The 18,336-nt window shown below is 34.2% G+C and carries 16 protein-coding genes; 4 read left to right on the top strand and 12 right to left on the bottom strand.

Annotation, left to right across the window (positions count from 1 at the left end):
* The 8 genes from ACRBBL_RS12165 to ACRBBL_RS12130 all read right to left on the bottom strand — a co-directional run bounded on the left by ACRBBL_RS12165 (position 1) and on the right by ACRBBL_RS12130 (position 6,609).
* Positions 1-432, bottom strand: coding sequence for a hypothetical protein (locus ACRBBL_RS12165; protein ID WP_431369330.1), 432 nt, complete (start codon positions 430-432; stop codon positions 1-3).
* A gap of 21 nt (positions 433-453) precedes the next feature.
* Positions 454-951, bottom strand: a complete 498-nt coding sequence (locus ACRBBL_RS12160) for a nuclear transport factor 2 family protein (RefSeq protein ID WP_431369329.1) — start codon at positions 949-951, stop codon at positions 454-456.
* Between the two features lie 109 nt (positions 952-1,060).
* Positions 1,061-2,146: a serine hydrolase domain-containing protein gene (locus ACRBBL_RS12155; protein WP_431369328.1), complete on the bottom strand. Its 1,086-nt coding sequence runs from the start codon at positions 2,144-2,146 to the stop codon at positions 1,061-1,063.
* Between the two features lie 163 nt (positions 2,147-2,309).
* The gene (locus ACRBBL_RS12150) at positions 2,310-3,095 is read right to left on the bottom strand and encodes a LytTR family transcriptional regulator DNA-binding domain-containing protein (RefSeq protein WP_431369327.1); all 786 of its coding nucleotides are present in this window, start codon (positions 3,093-3,095) and stop codon (positions 2,310-2,312) included.
* Between the two features lie 165 nt (positions 3,096-3,260).
* A complete protein-coding gene (locus ACRBBL_RS12145) occupies positions 3,261-3,716 on the bottom strand; it encodes a hypothetical protein (protein ID WP_431369326.1) in 456 nt (151 codons plus the stop codon).
* A gap of 152 nt (positions 3,717-3,868) precedes the next feature.
* The gene (locus ACRBBL_RS12140) at positions 3,869-4,591 is read right to left on the bottom strand and encodes an SMI1/KNR4 family protein (RefSeq protein WP_431369325.1); all 723 of its coding nucleotides are present in this window, start codon (positions 4,589-4,591) and stop codon (positions 3,869-3,871) included.
* A gap of 175 nt (positions 4,592-4,766) precedes the next feature.
* Complete coding sequence (locus tag ACRBBL_RS12135) at positions 4,767-6,167, bottom strand: pyridoxal phosphate-dependent decarboxylase family protein (RefSeq protein WP_431369324.1); 1,401 nt, start codon at positions 6,165-6,167, stop codon at positions 4,767-4,769.
* Positions 6,160-6,609: a GNAT family N-acetyltransferase gene (locus ACRBBL_RS12130; protein WP_431369323.1), complete on the bottom strand. Its 450-nt coding sequence runs from the start codon at positions 6,607-6,609 to the stop codon at positions 6,160-6,162. The genes ACRBBL_RS12135 and ACRBBL_RS12130 overlap by 8 nt, the downstream gene beginning before the upstream one ends.
* A 39-nt stretch (positions 6,610-6,648) precedes the next feature.
* On the opposite strand from ACRBBL_RS12130, the gene ACRBBL_RS12125 reads away from it, so the two are divergent.
* Positions 6,649-8,139 (top strand): PLP-dependent aminotransferase family protein, encoded by a 1,491-nt coding sequence (locus ACRBBL_RS12125; protein WP_431369322.1) that lies wholly within the window; start codon positions 6,649-6,651, stop codon positions 8,137-8,139.
* 189 nt (positions 8,140-8,328) lie between these two features.
* Here the strand turns inward: ACRBBL_RS12125 and ACRBBL_RS12120 are convergent, their stop codons facing one another.
* A complete protein-coding gene (locus ACRBBL_RS12120; RefSeq protein WP_431369321.1) occupies positions 8,329-10,683 on the bottom strand; it encodes a TonB-dependent receptor domain-containing protein in 2,355 nt (784 codons plus the stop codon).
* 232 nt (positions 10,684-10,915) lie between these two features.
* Here ACRBBL_RS12120 and ACRBBL_RS12115 point away from each other — a divergent pair, with 232 nt between their 5' ends.
* Positions 10,916-11,980, top strand: coding sequence for a sensor histidine kinase (locus tag ACRBBL_RS12115; protein ID WP_431369320.1), 1,065 nt, complete (start codon positions 10,916-10,918; stop codon positions 11,978-11,980).
* Entirely contained in the window at positions 11,970-12,674 is a 705-nt protein-coding gene (locus ACRBBL_RS12110; RefSeq protein WP_431369319.1) for a LytR/AlgR family response regulator transcription factor, read from the top strand. Before ACRBBL_RS12115 ends, ACRBBL_RS12110 begins: the two co-directional genes overlap by 11 nt.
* A gap of 37 nt (positions 12,675-12,711) precedes the next feature.
* Here the strand turns inward: ACRBBL_RS12110 and ACRBBL_RS12105 are convergent, their stop codons facing one another.
* From ACRBBL_RS12105 to ACRBBL_RS12095, 3 genes are all read right to left on the bottom strand, one after another.
* The gene (locus tag ACRBBL_RS12105) at positions 12,712-13,212 is read right to left on the bottom strand and encodes a hypothetical protein (protein ID WP_431369318.1); all 501 of its coding nucleotides are present in this window, start codon (positions 13,210-13,212) and stop codon (positions 12,712-12,714) included.
* A gap of 68 nt (positions 13,213-13,280) precedes the next feature.
* A complete protein-coding gene (locus ACRBBL_RS12100; protein ID WP_431369317.1) occupies positions 13,281-13,994 on the bottom strand; it encodes an alpha/beta fold hydrolase in 714 nt (237 codons plus the stop codon).
* Between the two features lie 217 nt (positions 13,995-14,211).
* Positions 14,212-17,070, bottom strand: a complete 2,859-nt coding sequence (locus ACRBBL_RS12095) for a VPS10 domain-containing protein (RefSeq protein WP_431369316.1) — start codon at positions 17,068-17,070, stop codon at positions 14,212-14,214.
* 641 nt (positions 17,071-17,711) lie between these two features.
* Between ACRBBL_RS12095 and ACRBBL_RS12090 the strand changes: the two genes are divergently transcribed.
* Complete coding sequence (locus ACRBBL_RS12090; RefSeq protein ID WP_431369315.1) at positions 17,712-18,269, top strand: carboxymuconolactone decarboxylase family protein; 558 nt, start codon at positions 17,712-17,714, stop codon at positions 18,267-18,269.
* Positions 18,270-18,336 lie beyond the last annotated feature (67 nt).

Genomic DNA, 18,336 nt, shown 5'->3' with positions numbered 1-18,336 from the left:
TCAATCAAAAATATAGATTCCTTCTGCCACTTCTGCTTCTTTATATTCTGTATCATACGCTTCAAACCCTTTTTCTGTATAATCAAAAATGATAGCTCGATTCCTTTCTATGACTGGATTTGATCGAAAATATAATAAAACAATATTTCCATGTTTTTCATAGAAATGGCTGTTTTTATCTTGAGGCAATTTAACGATAGATATGATTCTATTTTCAGAACAAAACTTGCTTATGATTGTATCTGTTTGCTTATACGTTCCCCAAATAGTTTCATAACCATTGAACGAATTGAGTTGGTAATTTTTTTCAAGATACTTTTTAAAAGCAAGAATCTCATGTGGATTTTTATGTATATGCTTACTATTTTTTCGATAAGAAGCACACGAATTCAATCCTATACATACTACCAGTAAAAAAATAAGTCTATTCATAGTTTTCTGGCCTCTATAGACTTAATTTTTATGCGTACTCACAATACGTGTCATCACCCAAGTTCCGTTGTCGTTTTTCCAGATAGTGATGAATTTACTCGGAATAGATTTCGCATTCGGCTCTAGTTTGTTGAAGAATTTATGTTCGCCCATTTGTACAGCTCCGTATCCGTTGATTGGATAGACTTCAATGCTTCCATCGATTAAGGTTCGAGTGACTTTATCGCAGATATTATTTTTTAATGCTTCAAGTATTTGTGTTTTGGATGTTGCCAATCCGCCTTTGTCATGAAAAAACTCAATATCTTCTGAGATCAATTCGGCTTGTGTTTCCATGTCGCAAGTATTATACGCATCAAAAAAGCGTTTGTCTAAGGCGACAATTGTATTGTATAATTCTTGATCTACAGGAGTATATTCTTCCTTAGCAATAATAGTTTGCTTGGATTTTGCTCGTATAGATATGCACGAAGTTGTAAAGATGCCTAAAGCGAGTAGTATTAGTAATTTTGATTTCATGATATTGTCTTTGATGATTGATGCTATTAAAGAGACAATAGTTTTTCAAGATTGTTACACTTCGACTCCGCTCAGTGTGATACATTTCGACTTTATTTTATGCATTATACTATTTCTTTGAACTTTCTAAAGATAAACTCAATAACTTATTAGCCACAGGATTCACACTCGATTGCGCTCTTGATGTATTTGCAAGTATGATACTCACCGTTTTTTTACTAGGCACTATAAATAGAAATGACGTATTTCCTGTTTGTCCTCCTGTATGACCAATGATAGCGCCTTCATTGGGCTTTTTAGCATATAAAAACCAACCAAAACCATAAGCATTGTTTTCTTTTTCCAAACTGTGGTGTTCTCGCATTAAATTTAGTGTGCTTTCTTTTACAAAAACATTCTCTAATACTGCATTCCCAAATTTTAGCATGTCACCAGAAGTTGTATAAAAACCTCCCGCAGGTATTCTGTTACTTAGGTTGTTTTCTTTGGCTTTTTTGGCTTTTCCTCTTCCGTTGTTTCGTGTATACAATTCGGATTTGTTTTCCATTTTTACACCAAATTTTTCAACTCCAGTATTTGTCATTCCTGCTTTGTCCCAAATATTTTTCTGCATGTAAGCTTCAAAAGTTCCGCCTGTTACTTTTTCAATAACGGCGCCTAAAACAGTATATCCATATGTTGTATAACTGTATTGCGTTCCTGGTTCAAATAGCAATTCTCGATCTTTAAATAGACTTAATGCATCATATAATGTTGGATATTCAACTGTTGTATTGGATTCGCGTCCATCTTTATACCCTGCAATACCAGAAGTATGTGATAGTAAATGGCGGATTGTAATTTGCGTTTTTGGATGTGTCGGATAATCCGGAATGTAGGTTTGAACAGCAGCATCTAAATCTAAAAGACCTTTTTCTACCAATTGCATCACAGCTAAAGCAGTCATAGGTTTTGCAATTGAACCCATTCTGACCTTAGTTTCTAGGTTAAATTTTTCTTTTGTTTTTTTGTTTGCATATCCTGCTGCTGCTTGACCTATTATGTTGCCTTCAACTGAATATGCAGCAACCACACCAGCTACCTCTTTTTTTGAAATCATTTCTTTTAATAATGCAGCTACTTCTTCGTTTTTGTCTTGAGAAATTCCTGAAAAGGAGCTTAAAAAAGCTGCTATTAAGATTACATATTGTTTCATCGTTTTTTGATTTATGAAGTTTATACTCGATAATCGAGATTTAAAATGCTCTGAGGCTCTTCTCGATATTCTTAATATGATTTTTATGAATGCCTTGCGAGTATTTCTCAAGGCAATTTATTATTGTCAAAAGTAGAAACGAAAATCATAGTAGACACCTATTTTACTGGGATTGGGATAAATCATCGGCTTTTAGTGGCGAATGATTCATAGCTAAGATCTCTTTTTTATAGTTTTTAGAAACGGGCACTTCCATCTGAGTTAACAAAAGTGTGTTTGCATTTTTCCATGCTTTAAAATGAATTGGATTTATGAGATGCGAACGATGTACTTTCATTAGTTGTGGCAATTGCATTTCCATATTTTTCAATGTTGTTCGCAATAGTTTTTTGTGTAATTCAGTATTGATTAAATAGGCAACTTCAACATAATTATCTGCGCTAGAAATACAGATTACATCTTCTTCTGCAATTTGTAGAATGTCTAATTTATTATCTCCTGTTAGAATGATTTTTTTTGATGCTGGATGCACTACTTTTCTACTGATAAACCATCTTGCAAAAATAATGATGGGCAATAGGATAAAGAAGATTGGATAGTATATTTCAAAAGTAAATTTTATGAACGAATGATTCCCATTCACAATGCTGGATTTGTAATACCAATAACTTCCTAGTAAGACAATAATATTGAAGAGCACAATGATGAGTATTTCAAACGAAATGGATTGTTTCTTTATTTTTTTATATGCCCAATTCTGAAAAGGAATCAATACGATATATCCAACAAAAGAAATTAGACCATACATAGGCATTATTTCTAATCGTACTTCTATAGGTAATTCTGCAATATCAAAAGGCGCAATTAAAATTAAAAAGATAGATAGCCAAATAGCAATTGCAAATGCTATGAGGAAATGATGTTTATACGATGATGTTGCTATAGACATTACAGTTGTTGAATTCTACAAATGAGTTCTTGTTAAAACTATAAGAATCTGAACTAAAATCAAAATTATCGTGAGAGTACTTACTAGCTATGTTTTAGACTTTGTGTTGATAGTAGTGCTTTTTTATATATACGTTTTTCTCCTACACCTTGTTCTACAATTGCCCTATTTGTTATATACCGTGTTGTGGGAAGTATTATTTAACCAGTATTCTTTAAGTTTCGTTTTGACAGAATTGAATTCTTTCTTTTTCATCCAATTCCGTTCTATCAGGTGAACACCTTGTGTACTTTCAATCTCTATTACATTATCGTAAGTGTCAAATTCTCCAATGTCCAAGATGTCGTTAAAGTTTACTCTTGTTCTTTCTTTCCACCGTCCTGGAATTTCAATGAAGTCATTTCCCAATTTCAGATTTCCGACATTAAATTTTCTAAAGAATATTGTTAAAAAGCCAATTCCCATCACTAAACCCATTAAACAGAATACTCCAACAACTATCGAAAACCAAATTTCGTCTCCTTTAATCATTGCTAATCCAAAAATGGCAAACAAAATAAGTCCGCAGAGTCCTACGAACAAGTATTTGATTGGTGGTCTATATTTATATTCTTCAGTCATTTTTTAAATTACCTACAACGGTCTAGTGTATGATTTCGTTGCGTGTTTAAGCACTAAAGTAAGCAAATAAATCACAGATAGAAAGTCCTCGCGGACTTTCGTAAGTGAGCTTTAACTAGCAATGAATTATACACATTGTTAGGCACTGGCTTTTATTTTTTTCCTCCGAATAATCTTGATAAAAAACCTTGTTTTACTTTTTTCTCAACAATCCAAATCGGTTTATCTGTTGGTCTTATTATTTTAGTATTCGGACCAGATTTTCCCCAAGGAAATCCAGTTTTTATTGGTTCGTTAGTTAAGTCAGCAATTAGAAACATTTCTGGAAGTTGGATTTGTTCGTTTTCAAAATCATAGTCTTTTTCATTTTTTTCCATTATTCCGACTTTTTCATTCCAAATCTCCATTACAGTTTGTTCGTGAATTATATCAAGTGTAGATTCTCTCCCTTTTTTTCCGCTTTCGTGAACTTGTTCAATGAATTCACTCAAATTTTCGGAATGTTTTACAATTACTGCTGGGTCGTGACATACATAATAGACTGAATTCCAATTTCCGTTTGAGTCAATGTCAAGAATCCAAAAATTTCCAAACCCATCTCCAGCAAGTTGGATTGAATTCGGAAACATTTCCTCAAAACCAAAATGTCCAAATGAGTCAAATCGAACTTCTTCTAATCCGAAAAATTCAAAACCTCTGCTAAACTTTAAAAGTTCTTCTATTTCTGCCGAAAGAAAATTGTTAGGTAACTGTTTTTTATATTTAGCAATTTCTTCGTTGGTCATTCCGTCCAGCAACTCCACCTTATATAAATCTCCATCTTCGGATTCATACTCGTTATTTAAAATAGATTCTAATTTTTGTTTCGGATTCATATTTTTGAGTTGAGTGAGTAGCTTGTGCCTAACGCATGCATAACAAGAATTCCTGTTATTTCTCTTATAACCAAACCCAAGTATGAACCTCAAGATTGATTATTGTTAAAACTATAAGAATCCTAGCTAAAATCAAAGCACTTCACGAAAAACATCAAGTGCTTTTTATTTCATTTTATATGTATTGATGATGCGTTTCTTCTAATTCTTCTATAGCAATCACAATATCTTTTTCCGTTGTTTGCCAGTTGACAAATGCAGCTCTGAAACATGATTGTTCAAGGTATACTGACGGTGTTATGAATATTTTTCTTCTGGAGTTTAGTGTTTGTAAAAATTCATCTTGCTTTTCTTGAGACAGTCCTACAACTTTAAAGCATACGACATTGACTCGTGTTGGCGCAACTAATTCAAATTTTTCGCTTGTTTCAATATAGTTCGTTAGTTTTTGAGCTACATCTATATTTCTTTGAACAATTTCTTGATAACCTTTTTTTCCATACGCCAGTAACGAAAACCAAACTGGCAAGGCTCTAAATCGTCTAGAGTTTTCTGGGAGAAAATTTAAATAGGAAAAGTCTTCTATTGGATTTCCTAAATACGGCGCATTGGAATTTTGAAAGGTTTCTATCTGTCTTTTTTGATGCTTTTCTTGGATGAAAAACACAGCGCTGTCATACGGAATGTTAAACCATTTGTGACAATCTACCGTAATGCTATCCGCTTTTTCCCAACCTTCTACGAAATGCTTTTTATCTTCTACACATGCGACCATTCCGCCAAAAGCGGCATCAATATGCCACCAGAAGTTATAGGTTTCTTTTAACGTTGCTATTGCTTTTAAATCGTCAAAATCAACACTATTTACCGTTCCTGCACTCGATAAAACAATAACATCATCTGATGCATTTTGCTTTAAAAAGTCTTCTAGTTTTTCAACATCAATTGCTTCTCTGCCATCTAGCAACGGAATTTTATGAATGTTTGTACTTCCCATTCCTAACATTGCTATTCCTTTTATGACGGATGAATGCGGCATTCCTGTAACAATTTGTACTGGTTTTTGCAATCCATCTAAAGCAATATCATATCCTTGATTTTTCCCAATCCATTGTCGTGCAACTCCTAAACAAGTAAAGTTTGACATGGTAGCACCTGTGACAAAACCTCCAAAAAAAGTTTTCGGTAAGTTTAAGAAATCTAACAATAATTGGATCGTTTCTTTTTCCATGATTGCAGACACATCGCCTCTGCCTTGAACGCTTTGTGTATTTTGATCGAAAGTTGTTGCCAACCAATCGCCAATGACAGATGCTGGTGTTGCACCGCCAGTTACATATCCCCAATATCTTGGCCCAGACGATCCACACATGAGTTGTTGATAGTCCGTTTTAAATTGTGCCAATACTGCTTCCGCTCCTATTCCTTCTTCTGGTAAATGATAATTTTTTACTTCTTGTGGTTTTGCTGAAGTCGGTATGGTTTCTACCTGCTGAAAATGTTGTGTTGTTAGCTGTTTTACGCTTTCTAACAATACTTCAATATTTTCTTTGTCTGATGCTAACTGTTTATACATTTCTATAGTCTATTTTGTTTCGTTTTTCCATATATAATTCTGGCTGTATTGGTTGTGTAAACCCGTGTTTTTCATACAACCAATCGGCAGAACTCGTTAATAAGAACCAAAGTCGTAATCCTTGTAATTCGGGATGATTCATTATGGTTTCCATCAACCAAGATGATAAGTTTTTTTTCTGATAGGCTTCTATAATAAATACATCGCACAGATATGCCATTGTGGTTTTATCAGTAATTAAACGTGCAAAACCAATTTGTTTTGTTTCGTGAAAGATTCCGAAGTTCAACGAATTTTCAATGGATTGTTCTACCATGTGTAATGGAATGTGTTGCGCCCAATACGATTCTTTACTTAAGTATTGATGAATCATTTCCATATCCAATTCATCGATATTCGTAGTGATGGAATACGCTTCGTTTGTTATGATTGCTGTCTGCATCTGTTCTGTTTTTTGATTCCTGTAAATTTAAAACATTACATGGCTGTAAAACAGATTCAGTTTTTTAACTTTGTACCATATCAGATTTCCATGAAAGTAGCCAATTTTTTATATGAGGACATTGCAACGCACCTAGAAGAAGAGATTTTAAATGGCGTGTTACAATTAGGTGATAAGCTTCCATCTGTGCGAATGTTTAGCAAACAACACAATGTGAGTGCTTCCACCATTTTTCAAGCATATTACGCACTTGAATCTAAAGGTTTGATTGAAGCGCGGCCAAAATCGGGTTATTATGTGATGTATCAACCTAAAAAATATACACCTTCTTTTATAGATTCCGCTGAAAAGCAAATTCCAGCAATACATGAGTTGACAACAGATGCTATGATTTCTCATATCGTAGATTTGTTGAGTAGTGAACATTATATACGTTTATCATCTGCGCAACCAGATTTGTCATTGTTGCCAACTGCTAGTCTACAAAAAAGTATCAAATCTGCATTGACAACTTTAGGCGCTGATATTTTAAATTACGATCATCCGACAGGAAATGTTACGTTGCGACAATTGATTGCTGGACAACAAACAAAACTTGGAAAAGCTTTTACCTCAAAAGATATTGTAATTACTGCGGGTTGTACCGAAGCGTTGACATTGTGTTTGCAAGCAGTAACCCAAAAAGGAGATGTTGTTATTTCTGATAGTTTAACGTATTACGGCATTCATCAAATTATCAAAGATTTAGGACTGAAAGTAATTCCTGTTCCCATACATGCAACTGCTGGTTTGGATTTAAATTTCTTAAAGCGTTCGTTGGAAACGTTTCCTGTAAAAGCTTGTTTGTTGACGACCAATTTTAATAATCCGACAGGAATGAGTTTGACCACGGATCAGAAAAAAGAGTTGGTACAATTGATTACCAAACATGAAGTTCCTTTGATTGAAGATGATGTGTATGGCGAATTGTATTTTGGGAAACATCGTCCAAGTACCTGCAAACAGTTTGATACCGAAGACTTAGTGATGTATTGCTCTTCTTTTTCAAAAACATTAGCGCCAGGATATCGGATTGGGTATGCCATTCCTGGAAAGTTTACAGAAACCGTTACACGATTGAAACGGATTCATTCTTTAGGTTCTAGCACCTTGTCGCAACAAGCATTGGTTGGTTTTTTCTCCAAAGGACGCTATCCGTATCATTTAAAAAAATTGCGCCATACATTGCACAGTAATATGCTTGCGTATTGTAAGCTTATTTATGAATATTTTCCTGAAGATATTTACTTTGTTCCACCAACTGGCGGTTATATTTTATGGATTGCTTTTCCAGAAGATTTTGATAGTGTCGCGCTTTTTGAAGCTGCCAAGGAACAACAGTTGATTATTGCTCCTGGGCAGATTTTTTCAATGAATGACACTCATAAAAATTATATTCGATTGAGCTTTTCAAAACCGCTTACGGAATCTATTGAAAAAGCAATCCAAGTGTTGGGTAGTTTAGCCAAAGCGTTGATTGTTGAAGGTTGAAGGTTGATATTCGTGATTTAACGAAAATGTCAAATCGAGCATTATTGAAATTAAAATATATTTTGATTGAAAATACCTAACGAAGGTATTTTCAATCAAAACGATTGCTTATAAAGACTTTTCGACTGCGCTCGAAGTGACAACTGTGAAAAATCACTCGATGTGACGTTTTCGTTAATTCAACAATCGTTAATCAGGAAGTCTATCACGTTGTCCTTTTTTACGATTAAATCTATACACAAACGTAAGCGAAACTCTTCTTCCAATCGCTTTTCTTTCAGATTCTAAACGAAAGTTTTCTCCAGTGACAACGACATCTCTAATTCGTGAATCGAATATATTTCTAACACTTAAACTAACTGCTCCTTTGTCACCAAAAATATCTTTACTAATTCCGAAATCGGCAAAGTATTGTGCTTTTTGCAAGGTTTGTCCGTTTTGATTTCGTCCTCTATAATTGAAACTGGTTTGCATAGACAATCCTTTTTTGAAGCGCATTCTGGAGTTGATTCTTGTAAACCAAGCTTCATCTTTTGTATCAAAGTTTTGTCCGTTAAAATCACCTTTTTGATCGTATTGAAAAAAGTTGAATTCACTTGAAATTCGCCACCATTTAAATGGATTATACGTCATAGACAATTCAAAACCGATGCGATCTTCCGTGTCTAAGTTGACAGGAAAAGTTACAAAGTTTCCGTCCGCTGTTTGATTGGTTACAAAGTTGAAAAAGTCGGTTGTATGCTGGTAATAGATTGATGGATTGATTGAAAATTTGCTCCAACGTTTTAAAAATACGGCTTCAAAAGAGTTTGTGTACATCGGATTCAAATCTGGATTTCCTGCACGTAAGTTTCTAAAGTCGGTCAATCCACCAAAAGGATTCAATTGCCAAAATGCGGGTCTGTTAATACGTCTACTGTAACTTAATTGTACATCAGTTCTATCTGCAATTTCATACGAAAAATGTGCCGTTGGAAAGAGGTTTGTATAGTCTTTATCATCATTGAATAATCGTTTTTCATCATCAATTCCGATGTCCGAATGTTCTACACGCAAACCTAATAAGTAACTGAACTTCCCAACCTTGTTTCCATATTGCGCGTATACACCATAAATACGTTCGTTGTAATCCAATTCATTGTCTGAATCTGCCACTAACTGATCGTCGATATGCACCATATAATCACTGGTAATTCTTCTAATTTCACTTCTAAAACCTGTTTCTAATCGTGAAGTTTTTGTCAAAGGAGATACAAAGTTTGCTTGAAACAAAAAGTCTTTGCTACTTTCTACATCATCACTTCTAATTGTGGTAAAATTTGTTGTTGCAGGAAGTGTTCTTTGTTGGCGAATGCGCTCTTGTTCGTCATCATTCCAAAAATCATATTGCACGTCCATTTCAAGCTTCTGTCCTTTTTTCTCAAAGGTTTTTACATAATTCATTTCCAAACGATTGAAATTTTGCGGCTCTTTGTAGTTTTCTATTCGCGAAATTGTACTGTCAATATTCCCTGTTGCGTCTAAAAACGAATAATTCAACCGTGTTTCATCGGTGTTTTTTAAGAACGTATGATAGAAACTAGCTGTTAAAGTATTTTTATTATTAATATAATAATCGCCACCAAAAAAGATATTCTTAGCCTCATCATTTCTGTCTTGATCGTTATTTTGCGTTAAACCATTTGTAATTCCGTTATTCGTTGTAGTTTGACGTGTAGTTTCTTCTCCAAAGAAATTTGAGTTTCTATACCCAACATTGGTAAAGAAGTTTACTTTGTCTGCCTTATAGCTAAGATTCAAATTTGCTCTATATTCTCTTGGATCTCCTACACCTAATTGTACCGAACCATTTAATCCTCCTTTTTTGTTCTTTTTAAGAATGATATTGATGATTCCTGCCGTTCCTTGTGCTTCATAACGCGCCGAAGGATTGGTAATGACCTCAACTTTTGAGATGGTTTCTGCAGGAATTTGATCCAAACCATTGTTGGCAACTAAAGCAGAAGGTTTTCCATTGATGAGAATGCGTACATTTCCACTTCCGCGCAAGCTAATTCCACCGCCAGCATCCACACTTACCGAAGGAACATTGTCCAGAATATCATTGACAGTTCCGCCTTGCGAAAGCAAATCTTTTCCAACATTGAATACTTTTTTATCAAGTTTTAATTCGACTGTAGATTTTTCTGCTATAATTTCAACTTCGCCCAAAGCTTCTAAATCTTCTTCTAAGTTGATTGTTCCTAAGTTTAAGTCTTTTGTAATCGTTACATTTTTTGATTCGTAGGATTTAAACGAAATAAATTCCACTTTAATGTTATACGTTCCTGCTGCAATGTCTAACGAAAAGTTTCCTTTTCTATTGGTAATTCCACCTTCTAAGACTTTGTTTGTTTTTGCATCTAAAATCGTTACCGTAGCATATTCCAATACTTGTTGCGTTGTTTTGTCAACTACTTTTCCTTTTACTGTGTATTCTGCATTTTGCTGTGCATTTGCAATTGTAAATGCTAAATACACAAATAGAATGATTATTTTTTTCATCTGTGTTCGTTTTTTGTTTGATTGATGCCACAAATATGTCGCTTTAAACAATGCTATATTTTTTTATAGCCGAACACTAGTGTATAGTCGTCAAACAAGTAACATACAGCGAAATACAGATTTCGTCTACTTTTTGATGGTGTTTGGGTGTTTTTTTAGACTCTTCATCTATCTATAATTTTTTAAGAAGTGTAATGCGTACTTTTATGAATATTATTAGATTTGATATGTTATGATGGCAATTATAAAAAATATTGTAGACTATATAAAAGATCGACGTTTACTAAAACACCTGGTTTTTTGGTCATGCTTGTATTTATTTTTGATTTTTACTCAAGAATCACATGATTCTTTATGGATTATTTCAATTGCCAAAGCCGCGTATTTGATACCACAAATTATCATTTCTTATTTTCTGGCATATTGGTTAGTTCCAAAGTTTTTATTCACTAAAAAATATGTTTCATTTATAATATATGCAATCATAAGTGCGTATGTTATTTGTGTGTTTTCTCGTATTTCTATGGTACATGGAGCTGAACCATTGTTTAGAGAAGGTCCATTTGAACAAGAACCTATTCTAGAAATTTTAACAGATTGGAAGAAGTTAGTTAGAGGTTATTTTTTCAGCATTTATTCTATTGCTTTTTTGTTTTTATTAATTAAACTTTCGTCGGAACGTCTTATAGAACAATCGTTAAACAAAGAGAAAATATCGATTGAATTAAAGATGCTGAAAGCACAATTGAATCCACATTTTTTGTTCAATACACTGAATAATATTTACTCGTTGTCGGTTATCAATTCACCAAAAACTTCAGAATCTATTGGAAAGTTATCAGAAATTCTCGATCATGTTTTATATCGTTGCGATCAGAAGTATGTGCCCTTGGCGGGAGAAATTACATTGCTAGAAAATTATATTGCTTTGGAACGTTTGCGGTATGACGATCGTTTGGAAGTAACATTTACGCATAGTGTTTCCTCTCAAACTAAAATTGCGCCCTTAATTTTATTATCTATTGTTGAAAATGCTTTTAAACATGGTGCTGGAGAAGATTCTGGAAGTCCAAAAATCACAATCAACCTTGAACAGAATGAAGAAATAGTAACGTTTACGGTTTTTAATTCAACGACCAATCAGCCACAAGAAAATTCGGATGATGCTATCGGATTGGAGAATATTAAAAAACAATTGGAGTTGTTATATCCAAACACACATACATTAAAAATAGATCAGCAAGAATCTTCTTTTGAAGTCGTTATCACATTAAATACTGTAGTTCATGAAAGTTAAATGCTTGCTTGTAGACGACGAACCGTTGGCAATTAAATTGCTAGAGAATCATATTTCAAAAATTACTTCTTTTGAAGTAGTTGCTACCTGTAATAATGCTATGAAAGCATTGGAAATACTGAACACGCATGAAATTGATTTGTTGTTTTTAGATATTAAAATGCCAACCATTACAGGAATCGATTTTTTAAAATCCTTACGCAATCCGCCAAAGACTATTTTTACAACTGCGTATCGAGAATATGCTTTGGAAAGTTATGATTTGGACGTTGCCGATTATTTATTGAAGCCCATCACTTTCGATCGTTTTTTTAGAGCTGTGGAACGATTTTACAGAGATATCAAACCGACACAAATTACCGTTGCTACTCCTAAAGAAGCAACAGAAACCTTGATTCAAATTAAGTCAGGAACAAAATATCACAAAGTGGCAGTTTCAGACATTTGTTATATAGAGAGTTTAAAAGATTATGTAAAGATTCACACACCTTCAAAGTGTATTGTTTCCAAACAAAAAATTAGCGATTTGGAAGCCGAACTTTCTAAACATGCTTTTTTACGTGTACACAGATCGTATATAATTAATAGCAAAAAAGTAACGGCTTTTACGCCACATGATATTGAACTCAACGATGTAGAAGTTCCTATTGGTGCGAGTTATAAGGAATATGTATTGGCTGTTTTGAAGGAGTAGATATATTGATACTCATAATAAGGAATATCACAAAACTTTACCTTTCTTCTTGCTCCACAAACTTCGTACTCAAATACACTTGTTTCCATTTTCCATTTTCATAGCTTCCTACTTTGAAATTATAGGTTGCATCATCTACATATTCCCACATATCGGTCACAACCGAATTCCCGTATTTATATTGATACACAATGTTTTTTCCTTCTGCAAAAACGGTTCCTTGCGTCAATCCGCCAAAGACATCAAACTCCCAAAACTTGATGGTTTTTGTTTCCTTATCAAATTGTCGGATACCATGATTTCGCGGTCCTAATTTGGTTTGCGCTTTGTCTACAAATCCAATCGATTCTGCAATGACTAACTTTTTATCTAAGGAATATGTAAATGTAATTTCTTGCATGAATTTAGTTCCATCGCCCCATTCTCCTTCTGCTTTCCATGTTTTTGAAACTAGATTATCAAATATGGAAAGTTCTGATTTTTGTCCGAACGATAGTGTGGAAATAAAAAACGTTATAAGTACTAGTATTGTTCTCATGCTATATGTTTATGTAGTAATTAAAGCTATAATAATTTCATCCAAAATCAAAGTAATATCTAAAATCTTCAATATTTTAAAAAAAACCGAAGCATACTTTCTCGCACCAAATTAGGCATTTCTAACGGAATCATGTGTCCGCAATTTTTAAGTACCGTAATTGTCGCTTTTGGTATGTTTTGTTGTGTATACTTTACATCATCAATCTTCACTAATGCATCTTCTGTAGCAGCAATCACATGAATTCGAGTTTGTACTTGTTGTAGTTTTTGGGTTAAATCGATTCGTAATGAAGTCGCTTTCAATTGGCGAATCAACACTTCTTTTCCTAAGTCAGCATCCATGTCTTTTATGACTTGAATCAACTCGTTATTTTGATGATTTTTAGGATGGAGAAACTGCAATGCTCTTGCCGTAGAAATTCCTTTGTATTTGTGTTTCTCTAGAAAGTCAATTGTGTTTTTTCGGAGTTGTAATTCTTTTGCACTCAAACCATTTGCAGAAGCCGCAATGACAATCATTTTCTGAATTCGTTTTGGATGTGAAACTGCAAAGTGCATTGCCGCATACGCGCCCATCGAAAAGGCTACTACAAAAGCGTTTTCTTCTAAAATATCATCTAACAACACAGCTATTTCATCAAAAGAAGTTGCTGGAGTTGTGTCTATGAATATACAATCAAACTGTGTTAATTCTGCCACAACAGCATTCCACAAAAGTGGTGTACACATGGTTCCAGAAAGGAAATAGAGTTTTTGTTTTGTCATTTCTATAGCTTTCATTTTTTTCTTGATAAAAAAACGAAACAAAAAAATCAAGTTTGAGATAGGAAATTGCTCCGCATCGTTCACATCTGAAGTTACATGCTTGAAGCTACGCTTCGCAATTCCACTTCGCTGTTCTCTATTTCTGACTCAAACAATAAAATCAAACAACAGTTAATCTATTGAAAGAAAATTTAGAAAATCATATATAAATTTCTGTACCTTACTTATAAATTTACTCTATCACTAATTCAGTACTATCTTTTCCTCCATTTCCAGAAATTTCAATAGTATACGTTCCTTTTGGCAAGTAATACGCACCGTTTTTCTTTTTTGGAATAGAAGCATCTTCATTCTTTTTCAAGTACTTTTTACGTCCTTTTTCCGTAATACTCAAATCGTAGTTCCAAGTGTTAAATCCTGCATCAGCATTCATTATATCATCGTTCATGACAACACCGCTATCAGAAAGTACTTTTATGGTAAGTCTACCCGCATTTTTCGTATGGAAATAGATGTTTTTTTCTGGCACATTTGGTTGTAACCATTTGCTCCAAGTTGATCCCCAAAATGGACGATGACGAATATTTTCAGTTTCAAATACATGTATATCTTTTGCTGTAATTGCATCGTCTACTTGTTGTAAAACGGCAATGTTTGCTTTGTAAATAGAACGTCCGTGTGTTCCAATAAGTAAGTCTTTTGCTTGTTTTTGCACTACAATATCATGCACTGCTACATTTGGTAAACCTTTATGAAAAGGTTGCCAAGAAGCTCCCATGTTTAAAGAAGCATACGCGCCATTGTCTGTACCAACATATAAGATGTTCTCGTTTGTCGGATCTTCTTTAATGACGTTTGCTGGCGAATCTGGAATTCCGTTTGCAATGTTTTTCCATGTTTGTCCGTAATCATCAGACATGTACGCATAACTTGCAAAATCGTCCCAACGATAACCATTTAAAGTCGCATATACACGTTCTTTTTTGTGTGATGAAGCAATGACACGCGAAACCCATAAATCTTTCGGTAATCCGTTAGAAATATTTTGCCAATCGCCACCGCCATTTTTTGTTACGTGAATCAATCCGTCATCACTTCCAACATAAATTAATCCGAATTGGAAAGTTGATTCAGAAATACTTGTCAAGGTTCCGTACGCTACATTTCCTTTTTTTCCACCTTGTGTTAAATCGCCCGAAATAGTTTCCCAATCGTCTCCTTTATTTAAAGATCTGTGCAATTTGTTTCCTCCTAAGTATAAAATATCTTGATTGTGAACCGATAAATGAATTGGTGTTTGCCAGTTGAATCTGTATGGTGATTCTCCAAGTTCGTGTTTTGGTTGAATGTATGTTCGACCACCATTTTCACCACGATCAATTCTGTAGTAATTTCCAAATTGATATCCTGTGTATACAATGTTTGGATTGCGATTATCTACTTGCACTTGCATTCCGTCGCCGCCCATAATTCGTTCGTACGGATATTTTCCTTCTTCATGCCACTTTACAGAAGCTTTGTAGTTATTTGGACCTACCCAAACACCATTATCTTGCAATCCACCATATACTTTATAAGGAGTTTGTTCGTCTGCATAGATTGCATAAAACTGTCCAACAGAAGGCGAATTACACTTGATCCAACTGTCTCCATTATCATACGAGATATTGACACCACCGTCATTTCCGTTAATCAAATGATTTGGATTGTTTGGATTTACCCAAAGTGAATGATGATCTACATGCACATTTTCTCCATTGATAGATTTGAATGTTTTTCCACCATCTTGCGAACGCAAAATTGGAACACCTGCAATGTATATTTGAGCTGGATTTTTTGGGCTTACTCGAATCATTCCGAAGTAATACCCATACGAATACACAACGTCATCTAAATAACCGTCATGTGTTTTTTTCCATGATTTCCCACCATTTGTGGTTTTAAAAATTTGCGCTCCAATTACTGGTGTATCAAATAATAATGAGTTTGCATTTTCTAGATATTTTGCTAAATCAACAGGTTTAATAGTTCCTGCTCTTACCAATTGTTTTACATTTTCGGCTCTGTATTTTTCTTGAAAACCGTTCATTTTCAAGTATGTGTTTAGTTTTTTATCTACTAGGTTTAAAAACGTTGAAGAAGACATGGTTTTAAAGTCATCTTTTGTCAATGCTTTAGAATCGCTTTTCTTTTTCTTTTTGGCTTCACGCCTGAATTGACTGTCGTGAAACGCATATACCGTTTCATCATTGTATACTGCCAATCCAATTCTTCCCACGCCATCACCTTCTGGAAAACCAGCTTTTTCGCTTACTTTTTTCCATGTAGTTCCTGCGTCTGTACTTTTATAGATTGCTGAATTGATTCCGTTCCCCACAAAATTCCATGCTTTACGATCGCGTTCCCATGAAGACGCATATTGCACATTGAAGTTATTTGGAGAAACTGCTAAGTCTACAATTCCTGTATCGTTATTGATGAATAATGTTTTGTTCCATGTTTTTCCGCCATCGGTTGTTTTGAAAATTCCGCGTTCATTATTTGACGAATATAAATGACCTAAAACAGCAACTACAACTTCGTCTCCATTATTCGGATTGATTACGATTCTACTAATATGATGCGAATCTAATAATCCCATGTTTGACCAATTTTTTCCGTTGTCCGTACTTTTTAGGATTCCGATTCCTGCGTACGACGAACGCGAAGAGTTGTTTTCTCCTGTTCCTACCCAAATGGTTTTTGAGTTCCAATCGACTGCAATATCACCGATGTTTTGTGTTGGCGAACTGTCTAAAACAGGTTCAAAGGTTGTTCCGTTATTTTTCGTGTACCACAATCCTCCTGAAGCATACGCCACATAGAATTCGGTTGTATTGTTTGGATTTACATCTAAATCGACCACACGACCACTCATTATTGTGGGACCAATGTTGGTGAATTCGATATTCTTTACGGTAGAGTTTTCCGTGAGTTTTGCTTTCTCTTTGAGCGCATCTTGCACTTTAGCTGCCGAAGTCGGGTTGCTTTGTGCAAAGCTAAATTGTACTAAAAAAAGAAATAATACGGTGCGTAAAATTTTAGGTTTCATGGTTGGGTATGGTTTAGACTTTCAAAGTACTCAATGTTGTAAACTTGGCAAAATTTTGCTTGTTATTTTAACAAATGAAGAGGTATTGTTTTGAATTTCATGATAGACTTACTTAGACTTCTTTGATTATTAGACTTGCTAGACATGTCTTTGCGAAGAGTTTACGACGTGCAATCTGTTTCTATAGTAGCAGATAGCTACACTTTGTTCGCTATGACGTTTCGTTCACGCTTTTTTGAGTTTTTAAATTACATCATCTGAGCTTGACACATATATATTATACCTAAAAATCTACGTGCAAAACACATCAAAAAGGCTAAAAATCCAATACAAAACCTATTTGTCCAATTCTTAGGAACTTTTGTCCATTTCTTGACATGTCTTTACGCCGCATCTTTGTACTGTAATTAGAAATCAACGTTTCGACAATGCTAAAAGCAAGACATTATAAGATTCAATTTTTACAATGTTTAGTCGAAAGAAAAATCAAAAATTATGAAAGACATACAAAATACAGTTTGCCCAAATTGTTGGGGATATCAAGAGTACGATGAGCAACATCCAGAAAGACAAATCTGTAATTGCAAAAATTAAAACAAACACATTTAACAAAATAAAAAATTATTAAAAACATAGAAATTATGAGCACACGAATTGAAACATTAAACCCAGAAACAACAACAGGAAAGTCAAAAGAATTATTTGATGCAGTACAAAAGAAATTAGGATTTATTCCAAACCTTATTAAAGTATTTGGAAACTCTCCAGCAACTTTACAATCATACTTAAGCTTAGGTGAATTGACAGCTAGTGGAAACTTTAGCAACAAGTTTAGAGAGCAATTGGCATTAGCAATCGCAGAAGAAAACTCATGTAACTATTGCTTATCTGCACACACTGCAATTGGAAAAATGAACGGATTGACAGAAGAGCAAACTGAAGCAAGTCGTCAAGGATTGGCAAGTGATGCAAAAATACAAGCTGGTTTACAATTCGCACAAAGCGTAACAAAGAATAGAGGAAACGTTTCTAGTGAAGAGTTGGCAGCAGCAAAAGCAGCAGGATATAATGACGGAGATATTTTAGAAATCGTATTAAACGTAGTTTCTAACACATTGACAAATTATGTAAATCATATTGCTGAAACAGAAGTTGATTTCCCATCAGTAGAAGCAGGAAAATTTTCAGTAGCACACTAACAATAGTAAAGTGAATTTCCTGAGTTTTTAGGAAAAGATTCAGGAATTCACATTTAAATAATTAATA

It is taken from the genome of Kordia sp., from assembly GCF_050633145.1.
Classification (GTDB): domain Bacteria; phylum Bacteroidota; class Bacteroidia; order Flavobacteriales; family Flavobacteriaceae; genus Kordia.
This window is presented reverse-complemented; position numbering and strand designations above follow the sequence as displayed.

What these genes read in the sequence shown, in the direction of transcription:
- ACRBBL_RS12095 (WP_431369316.1), bottom strand. Translation starts at nt 17,070, where the DNA reads ATGAAACCTAAAATTTTACGCACCGTATTATTTCTTTTTTTAGTACAA.
- ACRBBL_RS12130 (WP_431369323.1), bottom strand. Translation starts at nt 6,609, where the DNA reads ATGCAGACAGCAATCATAACAAACGAAGCGTATTCCATCACTACGAAT.
- ACRBBL_RS12125 (WP_431369322.1), top strand. Translation starts at nt 6,649, where the DNA reads ATGGCTGTAAAACAGATTCAGTTTTTTAACTTTGTACCATATCAGATT.
- ACRBBL_RS12110 (WP_431369319.1), top strand. Translation starts at nt 11,970, where the DNA reads ATGAAAGTTAAATGCTTGCTTGTAGACGACGAACCGTTGGCAATTAAA.
- ACRBBL_RS12090 (WP_431369315.1), top strand. Translation starts at nt 17,712, where the DNA reads ATGAGCACACGAATTGAAACATTAAACCCAGAAACAACAACAGGAAAG.
- ACRBBL_RS12115 (WP_431369320.1), top strand. Translation starts at nt 10,916, where the DNA reads ATGATGGCAATTATAAAAAATATTGTAGACTATATAAAAGATCGACGT.
- ACRBBL_RS12165 (WP_431369330.1), bottom strand. Translation starts at nt 432, where the DNA reads ATGAATAGACTTATTTTTTTACTGGTAGTATGTATAGGATTGAATTCG.
- ACRBBL_RS12135 (WP_431369324.1), bottom strand. Translation starts at nt 6,167, where the DNA reads ATGTATAAACAGTTAGCATCAGACAAAGAAAATATTGAAGTATTGTTA.
- ACRBBL_RS12145 (WP_431369326.1), bottom strand. Translation starts at nt 3,716, where the DNA reads ATGACTGAAGAATATAAATATAGACCACCAATCAAATACTTGTTCGTA.
- ACRBBL_RS12105 (WP_431369318.1), bottom strand. Translation starts at nt 13,212, where the DNA reads ATGAGAACAATACTAGTACTTATAACGTTTTTTATTTCCACACTATCG.
- ACRBBL_RS12155 (WP_431369328.1), bottom strand. Translation starts at nt 2,146, where the DNA reads ATGAAACAATATGTAATCTTAATAGCAGCTTTTTTAAGCTCCTTTTCA.
- ACRBBL_RS12140 (WP_431369325.1), bottom strand. Translation starts at nt 4,591, where the DNA reads ATGAATCCGAAACAAAAATTAGAATCTATTTTAAATAACGAGTATGAA.
- ACRBBL_RS12160 (WP_431369329.1), bottom strand. Translation starts at nt 951, where the DNA reads ATGAAATCAAAATTACTAATACTACTCGCTTTAGGCATCTTTACAACT.
- ACRBBL_RS12150 (WP_431369327.1), bottom strand. Translation starts at nt 3,095, where the DNA reads ATGTCTATAGCAACATCATCGTATAAACATCATTTCCTCATAGCATTT.
- ACRBBL_RS12100 (WP_431369317.1), bottom strand. Translation starts at nt 13,994, where the DNA reads ATGAAAGCTATAGAAATGACAAAACAAAAACTCTATTTCCTTTCTGGA.
- ACRBBL_RS12120 (WP_431369321.1), bottom strand. Translation starts at nt 10,683, where the DNA reads ATGAAAAAAATAATCATTCTATTTGTGTATTTAGCATTTACAATTGCA.